The organism is Pedococcus sp. 2YAF34 (assembly GCF_052114585.1).
Taxonomy (GTDB): domain Bacteria; phylum Actinomycetota; class Actinomycetes; order Actinomycetales; family Dermatophilaceae; genus Pedococcus.
The window spans coordinates 41414-59119 of record NZ_JBFRFA010000022.1 but is presented as its reverse complement, the minus strand read 5'-3'; the positions used below and the strand labels follow the sequence as shown (position 1 = coordinate 59119).

Genomic DNA, 17706 nt, shown 5'->3' with positions numbered 1-17706 from the left:
CCGGTCCTGACCGATCACATCCCCCGCCCGGATCGCCCGACCCGCCCCCGCGGCGCCTGCCGCACCAGCAGGCGGGGTCACCAGGTCCACGAACCGCTCACCGAACAACGTCTTGGGCAACAACCGCGCCGACACACCCGCCGGGACCATCCCCACCATCTCCGGCTTCAACGCCAACCCCAACCGCGCCCCCCTCGCAGTCACCTCGATCGAACGCACCTCCCCCACGACCAGCCCTCGCAGCTTGACGTCGGAGGCCTCCTGCAACTGCGAGCCGATCCGGTCGGTGAGCAGGGTGACCTCGACCACCGGCGTGAACCGCTTCTGGAACGCCGCCACCGACAGCCCCAGCAGCAGGGCCACGATGACCAGGAACCCCACGCCGTACGCCTTGTTGCCGAGGTGGGAGATCGCCCCCCGGGCAGGCCCGACGGGCCGCTCCGGGATGGTGGTCACCTCGGGGACCTCAGTCGCCGGGGTCGGTTCTGTCGCCTCGGTCGGTTCTGTCGCCTCGGTCGGCTCGTGGGTCGAAGGAGTGTCGGTCATCAGCTATCCCGCGATCCGCACGGTCGTCGTGGCGCCCCACACGGCCAGGGAGAAGAAGAAGTCGACGATGTTGATGGCCACGATCGAGGTGCGCACGGCCTTGCCCACCGCGACACCCACGCCCGCGGGTCCGCCGGAGGCGTTGTAGCCGTAGTAGCAGTGGATGAGGATGATGACGACGGCGAAGACCATGACCTTGAGGAACGAGAACAGCACGTCCACCGGCGGCAGGAACAGGTGGAAGTAGTGGTCGTACGTCCCCTTGGACTGGCCGAAGTACTCGGTGACGATGAACCGGGTCGCGCCGTACGAGGAGAGCAGGCCCAGGACGTAGAGGGGCACGACCGCGACGAAGCCGGCGATCATGCGGGTGGTCACGAGGTAGGGCAGCGACGGCACACCCATGACCTCGAGGGCGTCGACCTCCTCGGAGATCCGCATCGCGCCGAGCTGGGCGGTGAAGCCGCAACCCACCGTGGCCGCGAGGGCGAGACCGGCGACGAGCGGGGCGATCTCGCGGGTGTTGAGGTAGGCGGAGACGAAGCCGGTGAAGGCGCCGGTGCCCAGCTGGTTGAGCGAGGAGTAGCCCTGCAGGCCGACCTGGCTCCCGGTGAAGAAGGCGAGGAAGGCGATGACGCCGACGGTGCCGCCGATGACCGACAGGGCGCCGGAGCCGAGGGAGACCTCCGCCAGCAGGCGCAGCACCTCCTTCTTGTAGCGCCGCAGCGTGCGCGGGCTCCAGGCGAGCGAGCGGACGTAGAACCGCATCTGCTCGCCGAGGCTGTCGAGCGCCTGGCCGGGGCGACCGGCGAGCTCCATCACCTTGCTCATCAGGACACCTCCTTCAGATCTTCTGGGGGACGACTTGGAAGTAGATGGCGCTGGCGACGAAGTTGACGACGAACAGGAACATGAACGTGATGACCACGCTCTGGTTCACCGCGTCACCGACTCCCTTCGGGCCCCCGCCGGCCGTCAGGCCCTTGTACGACGCCACGACCGCGGCGATGAAGCCGAAGATCAGCGCCTTGATCTCGCTGGTCCACAGGTCGGCGAGCTGCGCCAGGGCGGTGAACGACGCGATGTACGCACCGGGGGTGCCGCCCTGGATGATGACGTTGAAGAAGTAGCCACCGGCGACACCGACGACCGAGACGAGGCCGTTGAGCAGGAGGGCCACGAGCATCGCCGCGAGGACGCGGGGCACGACGAGGCGCTGGATCGGGCTGATGCCCAGCACCTCCATGGCGTCGATCTCCTCGCGGATCTTGCGGGACCCCAGGTCGGCACAGATCGCCGAGCCGCCGGCACCGGCGATGAGCAGCGCCGTCACGATCGGCGAGGCCTCACGGATGACCGCCAGCACCGACGCCGCGCCGGTGAACGACTGCGCGCCCAGCTGGCGGGTGAGGGTGCCGAGCTGGAGGGCGATGACCGCGCCGAACGGGATGGACACCAGGGCGGTCGGCACGATCGTCACCGAGGCGATGAACCAGCACTGCTGGATGAACTCCTTGGCCTGGAACGGTCGGCGGGGCATCGCCCGGACCGTGTCGAGGACGAGGGCGAACAGTGAGCCGCTCTGGCGCAGGGCGCCGGTCACGGGGTTGCCCATCAGACCGGCTCCGCCACCGTCGAGGTGTCGTCCGCGCGGACGCCGGGGACGCCCGCGTTGTGCGACTGGAAGGACCCGGGCGGCGGGGTGACGCCGTTCTCGCGGCACCACTCGCCCGGCGGTCGCTCACCTCGGCGGGTGGTGCCGTCGCTGGTGCCCAGCTGCAGCGGGATGGGCGGGAGCGGGGGCAGCTCCTGGCCGGACTTCGCCTCGGCCGCGAGCTCGTCGGCGTCCTTCTCCTCGGACATCCCGATCGGGCCGATGGTCTGGGCGTTGAGGAACTGGCGGACCACCGGCTCCTCCGAGCTCAGCAGCATCTCCCGGGGCCCGAACATCGCCAGGTGCTTGTGGTAGAGCAGCCCGATGTTGTCCGGGACGGTGCGGGTGGAGTTGATGTCGTGCGTGACGATGAGGAACGTCGCGTCGATCTGGGCGTTGAGGTCGATGAACAGCTGGTTGATGTAGGAGGTGCGCACCGGGTCCAGGCCCGAGTCGGGCTCGTCGATGAGCAGGATCTCGGGGTCGAGGACCAGGGCCCGCGCGAGGCCGGCGCGCTTGCGCATACCGCCCGAGATCTCGCCCGGCAGCTTGGACTCGGCGCCGGACAGGCCGACGAGGTCCATCTTCTCCATGACGATCGACCTGATGTCGGACTCGCTCTTGCGGGTGTGCTCACGCAGCGGGAAGGCGACGTTGTCGTAGAGGTTCATCGAGCCGAAGAGCGCGCCGTCCTGGAAGAGGACCCCGAACAGCTTGCGGATCTCGTAGAGGTCGTGTTCGCGCAGCTGGGTCAGGTCGCGCCCCTGGATCATGATCGACCCGGCGTCGGGCTTGAGCAGCCCGACCAGCGTCTTGAGGAACACGGACTTGCCGGTGCCGGAGGGCCCGAGCATCACCGAGATCTCCCCGGCGGGGAGCGTGAGGGTCACGTCGTTCCAGATCACCTGGGACCCGAACCGCTTGGTCAGTCCCTCGACCTTGATCTCAACGCCCACTGCTCACCTCGTCGTGTTCCTGGGGTGGTGCTGCGCCGACCGCAGGTGGCGGTCGGCCGTTCGCAGGGAACAACGAGGGGCGCGGTCGGAGGTTACGGCCGGCCACGCACCAGCCGCGGACTGGCCGGGCCACGCGCCATACCCGTGACTTGTTGCCCGCCGAGCACCGGAACCGGCCCGAATCCACCCCCAGACGGTGCTTGCCGGGCAAGAAGTCGGGGCAGTCCGGGCATGCGAAAGGCGGGCCCGACCGGAGTCGGGCCCGCCTTTCGCGGAGTGCTGTGCTCCCCCGCCGGAGCGGGGAAGCCTCAGGTCACTTGAGGGTGACGGTGGCCCCGGCGCCCTCGAGGGCCTCCTTGGCCTTGTCCGCGGCAGCCTTGTCGACCTTCTCGAGGACGGGCTTGGGGGCGCCGTCGACGAGGTCCTTGGCCTCCTTCAGGCCGAGGGAGGTCAGCGCGCGGACCTCCTTGATGACCTGGATCTTCTTGTCGCCAGCAGCCTCGAGGATGACGTCGAACTCGTCCTGCTCCTCGGCAGCGGCGGTGTCGCCGCCGGCCGGGGCGCCGGCCGCAGCAACGGCCACGGGGGCAGCAGCGGTGACGTTGAAGGTGTCCTCGAACTGCTTCACGAACTCGGAGAGCTCGATGAGGGTCATTTCCTTGAAGGCCTCAAGGAGCTCGTCGGTGGAGAGCTTCGCCATGATGGGCGTCCTTTCGTGTGTTTCGTATGCCGTGAGTGGCGGTTTGGTGTGTGAGCCGAGCTCGACCGGGGTCACCGTGGTGGCCCCGAGCGGGATCAGCTCTCGTCGCCACCCTCGGCGACGTCTGCGGTTGCCTCGGCCTCGGGGGCCTCGGCGGGGGTCTCCTCGGCCGCGGCCTCGGCAGCGGGGGCGGCGGCGGCAGCCACCGGTCCCTCGGCCTCGACCTTGGCACGCAGCGCGTCGACGACCCGAGCGGTCTGCGACAGCGGTGCGGCGAAGAGGTAGACAGCCTGGCTGAGCGACGCCTGGAGGGCACCGGCCAGCTTGGCCAGGAGAACCTCGCGGGACTCGAGGTCCGCAAGCTTCGTGATCTCCTCGGGGGTGAGGGCCTTGCCGTCGAGGACGCCGCCCTTGATCACGAGGAGGGGGTTCGCCTTGGCGAAGTCACGCAGGCCCTTGGCAGCCTCGACCGGGTCGCCGTCGACGAAGGCGATGGCGGACGGCCCGACGAGCTGGCCGTCGAAGGCCGTGACTCCGGCCTCCTTGGCGGCAAGCTCGGTCAGCGTGTTCTTCACGACGGCGAAGGTGGCGTTTCCGCGCAGCGAGGTGCGCAGGGCGGTGATCTGCTTCACCGAGAGCCCGCGGTACTCGGTGAGCACGGCCGCGCCGGAGGTGCGGAACTTGTCCGACAGCTCGGCGATGGCGGCAGCCTTGTCAGCCTTGGCCATGTGGCCTCCCTTCCGTGTGTGCGACCGTCCGGAGTGAGTGCCCCACATGGGAAGAGCCCCGGGCACAGGGCACGGGGCTCGCACGCGGACCAGCTCGAGAGCGGGTCCTGCGGGTGAATCGTGGCCTGCGCTGGATGCCCACCTGGTGGGACCTTCGGTCACGTGCTGCCTCTTGCGGTGGCACGCGACAACCGAGCGGTCTTTGGTCAGGTGACAGCGTAGGCGCTCACCCCGGCCCCGACCAAATCGCGCCGCCCCCTCGGGATGCGAGGAGGCGGCGCGACGGAAGTCGGGACCGTCAGCTGGTGGGCATCTGGAAGGTGCCGACCTGGCTCGCCGGCGGCACGGCGATCTTGACCGTCTTGCCCCAGTCGGAGAAGGCGATGGTGATGGTCTGGCCCTCGGCCTCCACCGTCATCTTGGTCGGGCGGTCCTGGGCGTCGAGGGTGTAGCGGGCCTTGACCGGCTTGGCCGACGGGGCGGCGGTCTGGCCGCTGGAGCCGAGCAGGGTGTTGGGGTCGATGGTCACGTCGTAGACGTTCTCGTCGGCCGACGAGCTCACGACCGTCGCCTTGGAGCCCTTGAGCGCCTTGGCCAGCTGGCGCGGGTCGCCCATGTCACCGGTGAGCCCGGCGAACATCTTGCTCAGCGGGTCGTTGCCCTTGGGGTCGATCTTCACCCACGGCTTCTGCGAGCCCGGCAGGCCCTTCATGTAGATGACGCCTCCCGCCGACACGACCTCCAGGGTCTGGCCCTGGATCTCCATGGTCATGTCCTGCTCCATCTTGCCGCCGTTCATGGTGAACTCGCCCTTGGCGCTGCCCGAGGAGCCGAGGTCCATGGTGACGGCACCCGAGCCGGCCTTGACCATGGCGTCGGTCATGCGGGTCGCGAGCTCGGCACCGTCGACGGTGTCACCCGCCTTGAGGGAGGGCGCCGAGGTGGTGGAGCTGCTCGAGCTGCTCGAGGTCCCCGAGGACTTCGAGGCTGCGCCCGAGCCGGAGTCGGAGCTGCCGCAGGCGCTCAGGCCCAGGGCCGCTGCCAGCGCGACGGCAGCGATCGAGGTGGTCTTCATGCGTCCCCCAGGGAGTGTGGCACGGCGCGTCGTCGCCGCAGTGGTGTGGTGCGCACGCGGTGGCATGGGGCCGGTGGAGCTCGTGGTGCGTACCCCTCAACCATAACCGCCGGAGCTCGCAAGAGCCCGCCGTCCCCGGGAGGGGATGGCGGGCTCCGTACGGCGTGTGCGGGACGTCAGGCGGTGGCCTCGTCCTCGACCAGCAGGTTGCGCGTGCGGTTGTAGTCCAGCGGGATGCCGGGGCCCATCGTCGTGGTCATGGTCGCCTTGAGGATGTAGCGGCCCTTGGACGCGGACGGCTTGAGGCGCAGGACCTCCTCGAGCGCGGCGCCGTAGTTCTCGACGAGGGACTTCTCGTCGAACGAGGCCTTGCCGATGATGAAGTGGAGGTTCGCGTGCTTGTCGACGCGGAACTCGATCTTGCCGCCCTTGATGTCGGACACGGCCTTGGCGGTGTCCATGGTGACGGTGCCGGTCTTCGGGTTGGGCATGAGACCACGCGGGCCCAGGACCTTGCCGAGGCGACCGACCTTGCCCATCATGTCGGGCGTCGCGACGACGGCGTCGAAGTCGAGCCAGCCGCCGGCGACCTTCTCGAGCAGGTCGTCGGAGCCGACGTGGTCGGCGCCGGCCTCACGGGCGGCCTCGGCCTTGTCACCGTTGGCGAACACCAGGACGCGGGCGGTCTTGCCCGTGCCGTGGGGGAGGTTGACCGTGCCGCGGACCATCTGGTCGGCCTTGCGGGGGTCGACCCCGAGGCGCATGGCGACCTCGACGGTCTCGTCGTACTTGGCCTTGGCGTTGGTCTTGGCGAGGCGGACGGCCTCGAGGGGGGCGTAGGCCTTCGAGCTGTCGATGCTCGAGGCGGCCTCGCGGTAAGCCTTGCTGCGCTTCATTTCTGCTCCTGGATGAGGTGTTTCGGTGGAGTTGTGGTCTCGCGGACCAGCGCGGTCCTGCCACGGTCCCCGGTACGCCGCCGCAGCGGCGTACCGGGGGGGTTCGGTGGTGTTACTTGAGCTCGGTCTCGACGCCCATGGAGCGGGCGGTGCCGGCGATGATCTTCATGGCCTGCTCGACGTCGTTGGCGTTGAGGTCCTCCATCTTCATCGTGGCGATCTCGCGGACCTGGTCGGCCGACAGCTTGGCGACCTTGGTCTTGTGCGGCTCGCCCGAGCCCTTGGGCACGCCGGCAGCCTTCTTGATGAGCTCGGCCGCCGGGGGCGTCTTGGTGACGAAGGTGAACGAGCGGTCCTCGTAGACCGTGATCTCGACGGGGATGACGTTGCCGCGCTGGGACTCCGTCGCAGCGTTGTACGCCTTGACGAACTCCATGATGTTGACGCCGTGCTGACCGAGGGCGGGGCCGACGGGCGGGGCGGGCGTCGCGGCGCCGGCCTGGATCTGCAGCTTGATGAAGCCGGAGATCTTCTTGCTCTTGGGAGGCATGTCCTGGTGTTCCTTCTGTGGTGGTTGGGCCTACGCCGTGGGCGATGACCCGGTTGCAGTACCCCCGCGGACCGGGGGCAGGAGCCGCTCGCTCAGATCTTGGCGACCTGGTTGAACGACAGCTCGACCGGGGTCTCCCGGCCGAAGATCGAGACCAGCACCTTGAGCTTCTGGGTGTCGGCGTTGATCTCGGAGATCGTGGCGGGAAGGGTCTCGAAGGGCCCCTCCATGACGGTGACGGACTCGCCGACCTCGAAGTCGACGACGGCGGTCTCGCGCGGCTTGGCGGCGGAGCCGGACGCGGCCCCGGCGGCTGCCGAGCTCTCCAGGTCGGCAGGGGCCAGCATGGTGAAGACCTCGTCGAGGCTCAGCGGCACGGGCTGGTGGGCGTTGCCGACGAAGCCGGTGACGCCCGGGGTGTGGCGGACGGCGCCCCAGGACTCGTCGGTGAGGTCCATGCGCACGAGGACGTATCCGGGCATCCGGACCCGCTTGACGAGCTTCTTCTGCCCGTTCTTGATCTCGGTGACCTCTTCCATGGGCACCTGGGCCTCGAAGATGTAGTCCTCCATGTTGAGGGAGGTCGTGCGGTTCTCGAGGTTGGCCTTCACGCGGTTCTCGTAGCCGGCGTAGGAGTGCACGACGTACCAGTCACCGAACTTGCTGGCGAGGGCGTCCTTGAACTCCTTGACCGGGTCGGCCGGGGGCGCGTCGATGTCGGGGAGGTCGGCGGCGGCCTCGTCGGAGCCCTCGTCCGCGCTCGACCCGGCGTCGCTGAACGCGACGTCAGCGGCGGCATCGGTCGTCTCGTCGGCGGAGGCGTCGGTCGCCTCCTCGGAGGCGTCGTCGGCGGTGTCCACGGAGTCGTCGACAGAGTCCGTCCCGGCCTGCTCGAGCTCGGCGGAGGCGTCGGCGCCCTGGACGACCGTGTCCTGGTCGGTCTCCGGCTCCGCGTTGTCGGTGGTCCACTGGTCGGACACGCTGATGACCTACTTCCTTCTGGTGTTCACCGGGTGTGCCCCGGGTCAGTGCGGGAGGGCGGCGACTAGCCGCCGAAGACCCACAGGACGAGCTTGGTGAAGCCGAAGTCCACCGAGGAGACCAGCGCCATCACGAACGTCACGAACACGATCACGACGATCGTGTAGTTGACCAGCTCGCTACGCGTGGGCCGCACGACCTTGCGCAGCTCGTCGAGGATCTGGCTGACGAACAGGGACAGCGAGCGGAAGAACCGGGAGACCGGGTTGCCGCCGCGGCCGCCCTTGCGGCCGGTGCGACCAGAGCCGCGGGTCTGCGCGCTCACGTCCGTCACGATGTCTCTGCTTTCACTGTGTCTGCCCTGGGCCGGGGTCGGCCGCAGGTCCTGCAACGCAGGGCAGGAGGGACTCGAACCCCCAACCGCCGGTTTTGGAGACCGGTGCTCTACCAATTGAGCCACTGCCCTACGGAACACCTCGCGGGGGGCGGGGAGTTCCGAGGAAGTCCCTGGCCGCGCACCGGCGACCCGTTGGAGGGCACGCAGGAAGCATGGTCAGAGTCAACCGAGGAGCAAGCATACGTGAGCCGCGGCCTCGAATGCGAACTCGCTGCCGACGCGGCCGGCCGCTCACACGAGGCCGAGGTCCGCGGCCTGCCTGACCACGTCCCTGCGGGTGGCGAGGCCGAGCTTGGCCAGCACGGCCGAGACGTGGTGGTCCGCCGTGCGGGTGGAGATGTAGAGCCGCTGGGCGAGCTCGGAGTTGGTCAGGCCCTCGGCCACGAGCCGTGCCACGTCGAGCTGGCGGGAGGTCAGGCCGGCCGGGTTGGCCACCGTCGTCACGCGCCGGCGAGCCGGGACCTTCGCCAGGCCGCGCGCCCGAAGTACGTCGCGACCCCGCTGCGCGGTCGCCCAGGCGCCCATCGTCTCCAGGTCCGCCAGGGCGGCGACCGCGGTGCCCTCGTCGAGCGAGTCGAGGGCGGCCAGGGCCCGCTCGTAGGGCGCGCCGAGGGCACGCCAGTGCTCGGCTGCCTCGTCCGTGCGGCCGTCCAGCTGCAGCCTGGCGGGCTCGGCGACCCCGACCGCCCCCGGGTCGAGGCCCAGGCGCCCGAGCCAGAGCGCCAGCTGCCCCGACGCCCACTGCACGCCGGGAACCGACCCTGCGTCGCGCACCAGCGTCGCCGCCATCTCGAGCCTGGGGTCGCCGGACCCGAGCAGCCACGCCCGCTCTGCCAGCGCCGTCGTCACGGCGAGCAGCGCGAGGGGCTCGTCGATCTCCTGCGCGAGGCGCCAGGCCCGCTCGAGGTGGTCCTGCACACCGTCGTCCGGCGCGTCCCCGCGGCGCAGCGGGACCAGTGCGCTCACCAGGTGCGGCCACAGGCTCGCGATGGGTGCGCCGCCGTCGAGCACCGACCTCGCGTCCTCCAGGGCCGCCTCCCACCGGCCGCGCTCGAGCTGCAGCCGCGAGCGGACGCCGGTCTGCCACTGGTTGCAGATCGGGATGTCCCGCTCGACCGTGAACGGCAGCGACCGGTCGAGCAGCCGCTCGGCGTCGCGCAGGCGCCGCTGCTCGACGTCGATCGCGGCGAGCTGGGACCAGCCGGTCGACGCGGTCTCGTCGAAGCCGCGGCTCGCGGCCTCGGCCGACAGGTCGAGCAGGCGCTCGCGGGCGTCCGCGCTCCCGTCCACCAGGTCCGCCGCGGCGCCGACGATGTCGGCGCGGAGCCGCAGCTCCTCGTCGCGCCGCTCGGAGGCGATGGCCCGGACCACCGCACCGCTGGAACGAGCCTCCCTCAGCGCGTTGCGGCGGTAGGCGAGGAACATCTGCATGGCCCGCGCGGAGCCGTGGGTCGGCGACGAGGCATGGGCGACGGCCGCCTCGACGTGGCACTGCGCCTCGGCCCGCCGGGCGAGGTAGTACTCGATCAGCGCCCGGCGGTTGTGCGCCGCCGACAGCCCGTCCTGGTCGCCGACCTCCTCCCACAGCCGGCTCGCCTCGATGATCACCGCGAGCGCCTCCGGGAGCCGGCTCACCATGTAGAGCTGGAAGCTCAGCCGTTCGAGCAGCGCAGCCCGGTCCTGCGGGTCGGACGTGCTGGCTGCCGCGAGCTCCAGGAAGGACACCGCCTCCCGGTGGGAGCCGGCCAGCGCGGCGTCGAGGGCCGCCCGGTCGGCGTAGCGCAGCGTCCGCCCCTCGTCACCCGACGCGTGGGCGTGGTGGGCGAGCACGGCCGGGTCACTGCCGCCGAGGCGTTCGAGGGCCTCCAGCACCCGGGCGTGCAGGGATGCGGCCACCCCGGCCGGGATGGCCCCCTCCACCGCGAGCCGGGCCAGCTCGTGGCGGTAGACGACCCCGCGTCGTGACCTCCTCAGCAGCCCGGTGCCCTCGAGGCGGCGCAGCTGGGGGACGTCGACACCCAGGTGCGGGAACAACCTGTCGTCGACCCCGTCCGGGGCCGTGGCGAGCAGCTGGAGCACCTCGAGGTCGTCGGCGTCGACCGCGCTCGTACCCGCCAGCACCGCGTCGCGCACCGACGTCGGCAGCCGCTCGGCGGGGTGGCGCGCGATCTCGGTGACGAAGAACGGGTTGCCGGCGGTGAGGGCCCAGACGGTGACGGCGTCCAGGGGCGTGCCCTGCAGGAGGCCGCGTATGGCGTCGACGGACAACCCGGCGAGGTGGATCGTCGCGGCCGAGTCCAGCCTGGCCAGGTCGCCCAGCAGGGGACGCAGCGAGTGGCGCGGACCGATCTCTCCCTCGCGGTAGGTGATGACGAGCACCAGGGGCACCAGCTCGATCCGGCGGGCCACGAAGCGCAGGACGTCCACCGAGGCCTCGTCGATCCACTGCGCGTCCTCGATGACGACGGTCGTGGGCTCGTCGGCAGCCGCCGACAGCAGCCGCTCCCCGAGCGCGGCGAGCGCCACGGGGTCCTGGCCCGGCGCCGTACCGAGCTCGGACAGCACGTCCCGGACCGGACCCAGCGGGCGCGGGGTGTCGAGGGGGTCGCACAGACCCCGGGCGACCCGGGACCAGGGCTGGTCGGACGTCGCCGCGCGGACCAACGCGGACTTGCCCGCCCCGGCCTCCCCTGCGACGGCCACCACGCTGCCCTCGTCGGTGGCGCGGCGCAGGGCTGCCCTGAGCTGCTCCAGCTGCGGCTCCCTCTCCACGAGGTCCACCTCGTCAGGGTACGAGCCGCCGGAGCGTGGGAGGAAGGGGTTTTGAGGGGCACGACGAAGCCGGGGACGCCGGGGCACCTGGCCCCTGCCGTCCCCGGCCGTCGCGCCACCACCGGATCGCGACCCGGTGGTGGCGGGTGGGGTCACCTCGCGTCCGCCCGGCGGCGCTGACGGACGTCGAGGATGACCTGACGGGCGCTCCGCGGGCCGACCGGGCGAGCCGCCCCCCGCCGCCCACCGACGAGCACCTCGGTGAGGTAGGCGTGCATCTGCACCTCGTTCACGTCGTGGCCCCCGCTCGCTGTCGTTCGTGCTCCGTCGCGGTGTGGGCGCCGAACTCGGCCGCCACCTCGGCGACCAGGGTGCACGGAAACCCGCCGCGCCGGGCGTGCTCGCGCACGGTCTCGGCGTCGTCGGCCTCGTGGAGGCAGTAGATCTTGTCGCCGGCCACGAAGCTGGTGACCCAGGTGTACGGGACCCCCAGGGAGTCCACCGCCGCGTTGGAGGTCCGGGAGATCTCGGCGAGCTGCTCGGTCGTCAGGTCGCTGGCGCCCGGGAACACCCGCTCGATCATGAATCGCTTCATCGTCATTCCTTCGGTGAGTGAGCCGGCCCACTGCCGGCTGCCCTCCAAGAGTGGGATCGGGGCGGGGTGGGCGGCATCGGTGCCACCTGCCCATCTGCGCCGCTCCCCCTGCCCATGTCCGCACCGGTCCGGCGGGTGCGACCGGGTAGGCATGACCGGCGGACGGCGGGGTCAGGTGGGCATGACGAACCGGTGGCCCGCGTTGCCCACCGACGTCGGTGACCGGGCTGCGGACGGCGACTGCGTCCCGCCGCGCCGCTCTGGGACCATGGCAGCGTGACCGAGCAGACCGCCGCCGACCGCCCCCTCCCCCTCGCCGAGCGCTCCGCCGACGACCTCGCGTCGTTCGTCCGTGAGCAGCAGGTGGCGTATGCCGCGCTCAAGCAGCGCGGGCTGAAGCTCGACCTCACGCGGGGCAAGCCGGCCAGCGAGCAGCTCGACCTCGCCAACGACCTGCTGACCCTGCCGAAGGGCTGGACCGACGCCACCGGCACCGACACCCGCAACTACGGGGGCCTCGAGGGGCTGCGCGAGCTGCGGGAGATGTTCGCCGAGCTGCTGTGGGTCGAGCCCGAGCAGATCGTCGCCGGTGGCAACTCGAGCCTGACGATGATGAAGGACGCCCTCGTCGACCTGCTGCTGCACGGCGGCGTCGACTCCCCCCGGCCGTGGAGCAAGGAGGAGAAGGTCACCTTCATCTGCCCCGTCCCGGGCTATGACCGGCACTTCACGCTGCTGCAGTCGTTCGGGATCGAGATGGTGACCGTCCCGATGCGAGAGGACGGTCCGGACGCCGAGGCGGTCGCGGCGCTCGTCGCCGAGGACCCGAGCGTCAAGGGCATGTGGATCGTGCCGACGTACGCCAACCCGTCCGGGTCGGTCGTCAGCCAGGAGGTGGCTGCCCGGCTCGCGTCGATGGAGACGGCCGCCCCCGACTTCAAGATCTTCTGGGACAACGCCTACGCGCTGCACCACCTCACGGCCGACGAGGCCAAGAGCGCCGACATCCTCAGCCTCGCGGCAGCCGCGGGGCACCCGCACCGGCCGATCATGTTCGCGTCGACGTCGAAGATCACCTGGGCCGGCGCGGGGGTAGCGTTTCTCGCCGGGTCGGTCGAGACCGTGAAGTGGTACCTCGGCCACCTCGGCAAGGGCTCGATCGGCCCCGACAAGGTCAACCAGCTGCGCCACGCCCAGTTCTTCGGCTCCCCCCAGGGCGTCCGCGACCACATGGTCAAGCACCGCGAGATCATCGCCCCCAAGTTCGCCGAGGTGCAGCGCGTCCTCGACGAGCGCCTCGGCGGCCTCGACGTCGCGACGTGGACCCGTCCCACGGGCGGCTACTTCGTCAGCCTCGACGTGCTCGACGGCACGGCGTCCCGCGTCGTGCAGCTGGCCAAGGAGGCCGGCGTCGCGCTGACCCCGGCCGGCTCGTCGTTCCCGCTCGGCGACGACCCCCGCGACCGCAACATCCGCCTGGCGCCGACGTTCCCGCCGCTGGAGCAGGTCACGGCCGCGATGGAGGCCGTCGCCACCTGCGTCCTGCTGGCGGCTGCCGAGCAGGCCGGCGCAGCCCGCACCGCCTGAGAGGACCGGGCGCCGTACCGGGCGGTATGGCGCAGGAGGCCCCGACCGGGGCCTGGCCTTGCGGCTCCCCTCCCCCTGCCGCAGGGTGGTCACATGAGCGATCAGCCGGGAACCGAAAGCATCGAGGACGACCTCGGCAGCTACAGCGTGGACGACGCCGTCGACGCCGGCAGCGGCCAGGAGCAGCTGCTGGACTCCAGCGAGGGCGACAACGAGCCCTGGTCACCCCCGGACCAGCAGCCCCGCAACACCGAGTGGGGCACGACGGCCACCGAGCAGGGCCTCGACGAGACGATCGACCAGCGGGTCATGCAGGAGGTCTCCGACCCCGACTCGGCCTACGGCGCGCCGGACAACGAAGGCGGACTGGACCCCGAGCCGCGGGTCGGTGGCGACGACCCCGACAGCATCGACGCCAGCCAGGACTTCCTCGGCGACGCCGAGGTGGGCGAGGGCGCCGTCGGCCAGCTCGCGGACCCCGACGAGGGCACGCGCGAGGACGACGAGCCCGAGCTGGTGGGCGAGGAGCTCGGCTCCGGGGACGGGGACCAGAGCCCCGAGGAGCAGGCCATGCACGTGGTCGAGGGCGACTGACCCGGTCCACCACGCGGCAGCATGCCGAGGCGCCGACCCCGAGCGGGTCGGCGCCTCGCTGCGTCCTATGCGGTGCCACACTGCACCGCATGCCCCGGCCCGTCGACGCGCTCCCCAAGGCCCACCTGCACCTGCACTTCACCGGGTCGATGCGGGTGGAGACGGTGCGCGAGCTCGCCGCCAAGCACGGGATCCGGCTGCCGGACGCCCTCACGAGCGGCTGGCCGCCGCGGCTGAGCGCCCGCGACGAGCGGGGCTGGTTCCGGTTCCAGCGGCTGTACGACGCGGCCCGGGCCTGCGTCCGCGACGAGGCCGACCTGCGGCGGATCGTGCGCGAGGCGGCCCGGGATGACGCGGCCGAGGGGTCGCGCTGGCTCGAGCTACAGGTCGACCCGACGTCCTACGCGCCCTTCGTCGGCGGCATCACCCCGGCGCTGGAGATCGTCCTCGACGAGGCCGCGGCAGCTTCTCGGGAGGAGGCGACCCAGGTCGCCGTCGTCGTCGCCGCGAGCCGCATCCGCCACCCGTTGGACGCCCGCACGCTGGCCCGGCTCGCGGTGCAGTACGCCGGGGAGGGCCCCGGCTCGGTGGTCGGGTTCGGGCTGAGCAACGACGAGCGGCGCGGCGACACCGCCGAGTTCGCGGCCGCCTTCCGGATCGCCCGCCACGCGGGGCTGGCGCTCGTCCCCCACGCCGGCGAGCTCCTCGGCCCGGCGGCGGTCGAGGCGACCCTGGACGCCATCGAGCCCGACCGGCTCGGCCACGGCGTGCGGGTCGTGGAGGAGCCGCGCGTCCTCGAGCGCGTCGCCGACTCGGGCATCGCGCTCGAGGTGTGCCCCGGCAGCAACGTCGCCCTCGGGGTCTACGCCACCCCCGACGAGGTGCCGCTGCGCACCTTGGTGGAGCACGGCATACCCGTGGCCCTGGGGGCCGACGACCCGCTGCTGTTCGGGTCGCGGCTCGCGGCGCAGTACGACGCGGCGCGCGGGCTGGGCTTCTGCGACGAGGAGCTGGCGGACCTGGCCCGCGCCTCGTTGCGGGCCAGCCGGGCGCCCTCCGACGTGCGCGACGCCGCGCTCGCCGAGGTGGACGCCTGGCTGGACGCGCCGGCCTGACTAGAGCGCGTGGCCGACGAACACCGGCTCGTTGACGAGGGTGACGCCGAACGCGTCGTGGACGCCGTCGCGGACGGCCCGGGCGAGGTCGGCCACCTGGGCGGCGGTCGCACCGCCTCGGTTGGTGAGGGCCAGGGTGTGCTTGGAGGAGATGGCCGCCGAGCTGCCGGGGAGCGCGAAGCCCTTGGTGAAGCCCGCCTGCTCGATGAGCCAGGCCGCGCTGGTCTTGGTGCCGCCGGCGTCCGGGAAGCGCGGCGGGGTGGGCCCGTCCGGCCCGAGCCGGGTGGCGGCGCGGGACTCCAGCGCCGCGAACCGGGACGCCGACAGGATCGGGTTGGTGAAGAAGGAGCCGCACGACCACGTGTCGTGGTCGTCGGCGTCGAGCACCATCCCGCGGCGACGGCGCTGGGCCAGCACGGCCTCGCGGGCGTCGGCGAGCGGCACGCGGTCGCCCACGGCCACGTCGAGCTGGCGGGCCAGGTCGGCGTACCCCACCGGCTGGCTCAGGTCACCCGGGACGAGCTGGAAGAGCACGTCGAGGACGACGAAGCGCGAGGTGCCCTTGAAGATCGAGTGGCGGTAGGTGAACCGGCACTCGGCCGAGGCGAACGTGCGCACCCGCTGCTCGCCCCGGTCCCAGACCCGCACGGAGGCGATGGTCTGGGCGACTTCCTGGCCGTAGGCGCCGACGTTCTGCACCGGGGTCGCACCGGTGCCCCCGGGGATGCCCGACAGCGCCTCGATCCCCGACCACCCCTCGGCTACGGCCCGCGCCACGAGCTCGTCCCACGGCACACCGGCCGCCACGCGCACCATGGCGCCGCCGCACAGGTCGAACGACTCCACCTCCACCCCGTCGGAGGCGATGCGGACGACGGTGCCCGCGAAGCCCTCGTCGGCGATGACGACGTTGCTGCCACCGGTGACCACCAGCAGCGGCTCGTCGGCGTCGTCGACCTCGCGGACCGCGTCGACGACCTCGTCGGTCGTCGTGGCGGTGACGAGCCGGGCGGCCGGACCGCCCACCCTCATCGTGGTCAGGCCGGCCAGGGGGACGTCGTGCTCCTCACGCATGCAGCGGCGCTCAGTCGAGCTGGACGACGGCGACGCAGCGGCCGAGGACCTTGTCGCCCCCGCTGGTGGCGGTGAGCTCGACCGTGGCGCGGCGGGTCTGCTCGTCGACGGCCTTGACGACGCCGCCGACCTCGATGGCGCCACCGTCCTGGGGCACGACGACCGGCTTGGTGAAGCGGGTGCCGAACTCGACGACCCGGCCGCCGTCACCGGCCCACTCCTCCACGACCGACCCGGCCGCGCCCATGGTCCACATGCCGTGGGCGATGACGTCGGGAAGGCCCACGGAGCGGGCGAACTGCTCGTCCTGGTGGATGGGGTTCTGGTCGCCCGACGCCGCCGCGTAGGCGACGAGGGTGTCGCGGCCGACGGCGATGGTGCGGGACCCGATGGTGTCGCCGACGCTGGTGCCGGCCAGGGTGCGCACGGCCACGGTCACTCCCCTCCCCTGATGACGATGGTGGACGTCGAGGTGCACAGCGCCTCTCCGGCGCTCGTGGCGAGCTCGGTGCGGGTGGTGACCATCGAGTGGCCGCCCGCCGCACGCACCGAGTCGACGGTCAGGGTGCCGAGCACCTCGTCGCCGGCGGTGATCGGCCGGTGGTGGACGAAGCGCTGCTCGCCGTGGACCACGCGGCTGTAGTCGATGCCGGCCTCGGGGTCCTGCACGAAGACGGCGTCACACTGCTGGGCGATGGTCACCGCGAAGGTGGGCGGCGCGATGACCTCGGCGTAGCCAGCAGCCCTGGCCGCCTCGCTCGACGAGTGCACGGGGTCGGACGAGCCGACCGCGGCGGCGAACGCGGCGATGGCTTCCGCGCTCACGGGGTACGGGCCGCTGGGCGGGTAGCTGCGCCCCACGAAGTCTGCGTTGACGGGCATGGAGCCCACCCTATGGGGCGCGGCTGCGGACACGACAAAGCCGCCCGTGGACCGGGGTCCGGGGCGGCTGTCGAAGCGGTTCAGCTCAGCGGGTCTCGCGGTGGACCGTGTGCTTCCCGTCGCGAGGGCAGAACTTCTTCATCTCCAGGCGGTCGGGGTTGTTCCGACGGTTCTTCTTGGTGATGTAGTTGCGCTCCTTGCAATCCACGCACGCCAAGGTGATCTTGGGGCGGACGTCTGCGCTCTTGCTAGCCACGGGGCAACCTGCTCTCGGAACTGACGGTGGTGATGTCTGGGGCGCCGCGCCAAGACATCCGGGGACATCAGGCGGCGACACATCAGGGTACGCGGATTCAGGCTGATCCTGAAATCGCGGTTGTAGCGGGAGCGGGGCTCGATCCCGCGACCTCACGATTATGAGTCGTGCGCTCTAACCAGCTGAGCTACCCCGCCATGGGGTGCAGCGCCTTGCGACGCCTTTCCCAGAGCCCCCTGTCGGAATCGAACCGACGACCTTTTCCTTACCATGGAAACGCTCTGCCGACTGAGCTAAGGGGGCCTGCACACCCACGGCTCACGGAGCCGTGCGGAAGTGCGACGGTGA

At 71.4% G+C, this 17706-nt stretch carries 21 protein-coding genes and 3 tRNA genes; 3 read left to right on the top strand and 21 right to left on the bottom strand.

Annotated features, from left to right (window positions below; all coding sequences use genetic code 11):
* The 15 genes from AB4Z02_RS12735 to AB4Z02_RS12665 form a co-directional block, all read right to left on the bottom strand.
* The coding region (locus AB4Z02_RS12735) for an MlaD family protein (protein WP_441971332.1) at positions 1 to 456 on the bottom strand (456 nt) is incomplete at its 3' end.
* Positions 457 to 549: 93 nt separating this feature from the next.
* Positions 550 to 1377: an MlaE family ABC transporter permease gene (locus AB4Z02_RS12730; RefSeq protein WP_056882227.1), complete on the bottom strand. Its 828-nt coding sequence runs from the start codon at positions 1375 to 1377 to the stop codon at positions 550 to 552.
* Positions 1378 to 1390: 13 nt separating this feature from the next.
* Entirely contained in the window at positions 1391 to 2161 is a 771-nt protein-coding gene (locus AB4Z02_RS12725; RefSeq protein WP_056882226.1) for an MlaE family ABC transporter permease, read from the bottom strand.
* Complete coding sequence (locus AB4Z02_RS12720; RefSeq protein ID WP_441971330.1) at positions 2161 to 3156, bottom strand: ABC transporter ATP-binding protein; 996 nt, start codon at positions 3154 to 3156, stop codon at positions 2161 to 2163. Before AB4Z02_RS12720 ends, AB4Z02_RS12725 begins: the two co-directional genes overlap by 1 nt.
* A gap of 313 nt (positions 3157 to 3469) precedes the next feature.
* Entirely contained in the window at positions 3470 to 3856 is a 387-nt protein-coding gene (gene rplL / locus AB4Z02_RS12715; RefSeq protein WP_056882224.1) for a 50S ribosomal protein L7/L12, read from the bottom strand.
* 95 nt (positions 3857 to 3951) lie between these two features.
* Positions 3952 to 4584: a 50S ribosomal protein L10 gene (rplJ, locus tag AB4Z02_RS12710; protein ID WP_056882223.1), complete on the bottom strand. Its 633-nt coding sequence runs from the start codon at positions 4582 to 4584 to the stop codon at positions 3952 to 3954.
* A gap of 298 nt (positions 4585 to 4882) precedes the next feature.
* The gene (locus AB4Z02_RS12705; RefSeq protein WP_056882222.1) at positions 4883 to 5659 is read right to left on the bottom strand and encodes a hypothetical protein; all 777 of its coding nucleotides are present in this window, start codon (positions 5657 to 5659) and stop codon (positions 4883 to 4885) included.
* 176 nt (positions 5660 to 5835) lie between these two features.
* On the bottom strand, positions 5836 to 6555 hold the full coding sequence (gene rplA / locus AB4Z02_RS12700; RefSeq protein WP_056882221.1) for a 50S ribosomal protein L1: 720 nt from the start codon (positions 6553 to 6555) through the stop codon (positions 5836 to 5838).
* Positions 6556 to 6667: 112 nt separating this feature from the next.
* Positions 6668 to 7105, bottom strand: a complete 438-nt coding sequence (gene rplK / locus AB4Z02_RS12695) for a 50S ribosomal protein L11 (protein WP_056882220.1) — start codon at positions 7103 to 7105, stop codon at positions 6668 to 6670.
* A gap of 92 nt (positions 7106 to 7197) precedes the next feature.
* Positions 7198 to 8085 carry a transcription termination/antitermination protein NusG gene (gene nusG / locus AB4Z02_RS12690; protein WP_441971326.1) on the bottom strand — a complete coding sequence of 296 codons (888 nt, stop codon included), beginning with the start codon at positions 8083 to 8085 and terminating at the stop codon, positions 7198 to 7200.
* Between the two features lie 65 nt (positions 8086 to 8150).
* Positions 8151 to 8411: a preprotein translocase subunit SecE gene (gene secE / locus AB4Z02_RS12685; protein ID WP_162253882.1), complete on the bottom strand. Its 261-nt coding sequence runs from the start codon at positions 8409 to 8411 to the stop codon at positions 8151 to 8153.
* Between the two features lie 68 nt (positions 8412 to 8479).
* Positions 8480 to 8552: transfer RNA gene (locus tag AB4Z02_RS12680), tRNA-Trp, on the bottom strand.
* A 162-nt stretch (positions 8553 to 8714) separates the two neighbouring features.
* Positions 8715 to 11264, bottom strand: a complete 2550-nt coding sequence (locus AB4Z02_RS12675) for an ATP-binding protein (protein WP_441971324.1) — start codon at positions 11262 to 11264, stop codon at positions 8715 to 8717.
* A 143-nt stretch (positions 11265 to 11407) separates the two neighbouring features.
* A complete protein-coding gene (locus AB4Z02_RS12670) occupies positions 11408 to 11548 on the bottom strand; it encodes a hypothetical protein (RefSeq protein WP_156399770.1) in 141 nt (46 codons plus the stop codon).
* Positions 11545 to 11850 carry a DUF4242 domain-containing protein gene (locus tag AB4Z02_RS12665; RefSeq protein WP_441971323.1) on the bottom strand — a complete coding sequence of 102 codons (306 nt, stop codon included), beginning with the start codon at positions 11848 to 11850 and terminating at the stop codon, positions 11545 to 11547. Before AB4Z02_RS12665 ends, AB4Z02_RS12670 begins: the two co-directional genes overlap by 4 nt.
* 276 nt (positions 11851 to 12126) lie before the next feature.
* On the opposite strand from AB4Z02_RS12665, the gene AB4Z02_RS12660 reads away from it, so the two are divergent.
* The 3 genes from AB4Z02_RS12660 (at position 12127) to AB4Z02_RS12650 (ending at position 15146) form a co-directional block, all read left to right on the top strand.
* Positions 12127 to 13437, top strand: coding sequence for an aminotransferase (locus AB4Z02_RS12660; protein ID WP_441971321.1), 1311 nt, complete (start codon positions 12127 to 12129; stop codon positions 13435 to 13437).
* 93 nt (positions 13438 to 13530) lie between these two features.
* A complete protein-coding gene (locus AB4Z02_RS12655) occupies positions 13531 to 14031 on the top strand; it encodes a DUF5709 domain-containing protein (protein WP_056882214.1) in 501 nt (166 codons plus the stop codon).
* Positions 14032 to 14120: 89 nt separating this feature from the next.
* A complete protein-coding gene (locus AB4Z02_RS12650) occupies positions 14121 to 15146 on the top strand; it encodes an adenosine deaminase (RefSeq protein ID WP_441971319.1) in 1026 nt (341 codons plus the stop codon).
* On the opposite strand, the gene AB4Z02_RS12645 is transcribed toward AB4Z02_RS12650, so the two are convergent.
* The 6 genes from AB4Z02_RS12645 to AB4Z02_RS12620 form a co-directional block, all read right to left on the bottom strand.
* Positions 15147 to 16220, bottom strand: a complete 1074-nt coding sequence (locus AB4Z02_RS12645; protein ID WP_056882212.1) for a UDP-N-acetylmuramate dehydrogenase — start codon at positions 16218 to 16220, stop codon at positions 15147 to 15149.
* A 10-nt stretch (positions 16221 to 16230) separates the two neighbouring features.
* On the bottom strand, positions 16231 to 16659 hold the full coding sequence (locus AB4Z02_RS12640; RefSeq protein ID WP_082589967.1) for a MaoC family dehydratase: 429 nt from the start codon (positions 16657 to 16659) through the stop codon (positions 16231 to 16233).
* Positions 16656 to 17102, bottom strand: coding sequence for an FAS1-like dehydratase domain-containing protein (locus AB4Z02_RS12635; protein WP_056882211.1), 447 nt, complete (start codon positions 17100 to 17102; stop codon positions 16656 to 16658). Before AB4Z02_RS12635 ends, AB4Z02_RS12640 begins: the two co-directional genes overlap by 4 nt.
* Positions 17103 to 17187: 85 nt before the next feature.
* Positions 17188 to 17358: a 50S ribosomal protein L33 gene (gene rpmG / locus AB4Z02_RS12630; protein WP_056882210.1), complete on the bottom strand. Its 171-nt coding sequence runs from the start codon at positions 17356 to 17358 to the stop codon at positions 17188 to 17190.
* A gap of 123 nt (positions 17359 to 17481) precedes the next feature.
* Positions 17482 to 17555: transfer RNA gene (locus tag AB4Z02_RS12625), tRNA-Met, on the bottom strand.
* A gap of 33 nt (positions 17556 to 17588) precedes the next feature.
* Positions 17589 to 17661, bottom strand: a tRNA-Thr gene (locus AB4Z02_RS12620).
* Positions 17662 to 17706: the final 45 nt, after the last annotated feature.

Excerpts from the sequence above, each read along its gene's own strand:
- AB4Z02_RS12645 (WP_056882212.1), bottom strand. The coding sequence starts at position 16,220 with ATGCGTGAGGAGCACGACGTCCCCCTGGCCGGCCTGACCACGATGAGG.
- rplL (WP_056882224.1), bottom strand. The coding sequence starts at position 3,856 with ATGGCGAAGCTCTCCACCGACGAGCTCCTTGAGGCCTTCAAGGAAATG.
- AB4Z02_RS12705 (WP_056882222.1), bottom strand. The coding sequence starts at position 5,659 with ATGAAGACCACCTCGATCGCTGCCGTCGCGCTGGCAGCGGCCCTGGGC.
- AB4Z02_RS12725 (WP_056882226.1), bottom strand. The coding sequence starts at position 2,161 with ATGGGCAACCCCGTGACCGGCGCCCTGCGCCAGAGCGGCTCACTGTTC.
- rplK (WP_056882220.1), bottom strand. The coding sequence starts at position 7,105 with ATGCCTCCCAAGAGCAAGAAGATCTCCGGCTTCATCAAGCTGCAGATC.
- AB4Z02_RS12655 (WP_056882214.1), top strand. The coding sequence starts at position 13,531 with ATGAGCGATCAGCCGGGAACCGAAAGCATCGAGGACGACCTCGGCAGC.
- rplJ (WP_056882223.1), bottom strand. The coding sequence starts at position 4,584 with ATGGCCAAGGCTGACAAGGCTGCCGCCATCGCCGAGCTGTCGGACAAG.
- AB4Z02_RS12730 (WP_056882227.1), bottom strand. The coding sequence starts at position 1,377 with ATGAGCAAGGTGATGGAGCTCGCCGGTCGCCCCGGCCAGGCGCTCGAC.
- rplA (WP_056882221.1), bottom strand. The coding sequence starts at position 6,555 with ATGAAGCGCAGCAAGGCTTACCGCGAGGCCGCCTCGAGCATCGACAGC.
- AB4Z02_RS12635 (WP_056882211.1), bottom strand. The coding sequence starts at position 17,102 with ATGCCCGTCAACGCAGACTTCGTGGGGCGCAGCTACCCGCCCAGCGGC.
- AB4Z02_RS12650 (WP_441971319.1), top strand. The coding sequence starts at position 14,121 with ATGCCCCGGCCCGTCGACGCGCTCCCCAAGGCCCACCTGCACCTGCAC.
- AB4Z02_RS12665 (WP_441971323.1), bottom strand. The coding sequence starts at position 11,850 with ATGAAGCGATTCATGATCGAGCGGGTGTTCCCGGGCGCCAGCGACCTG.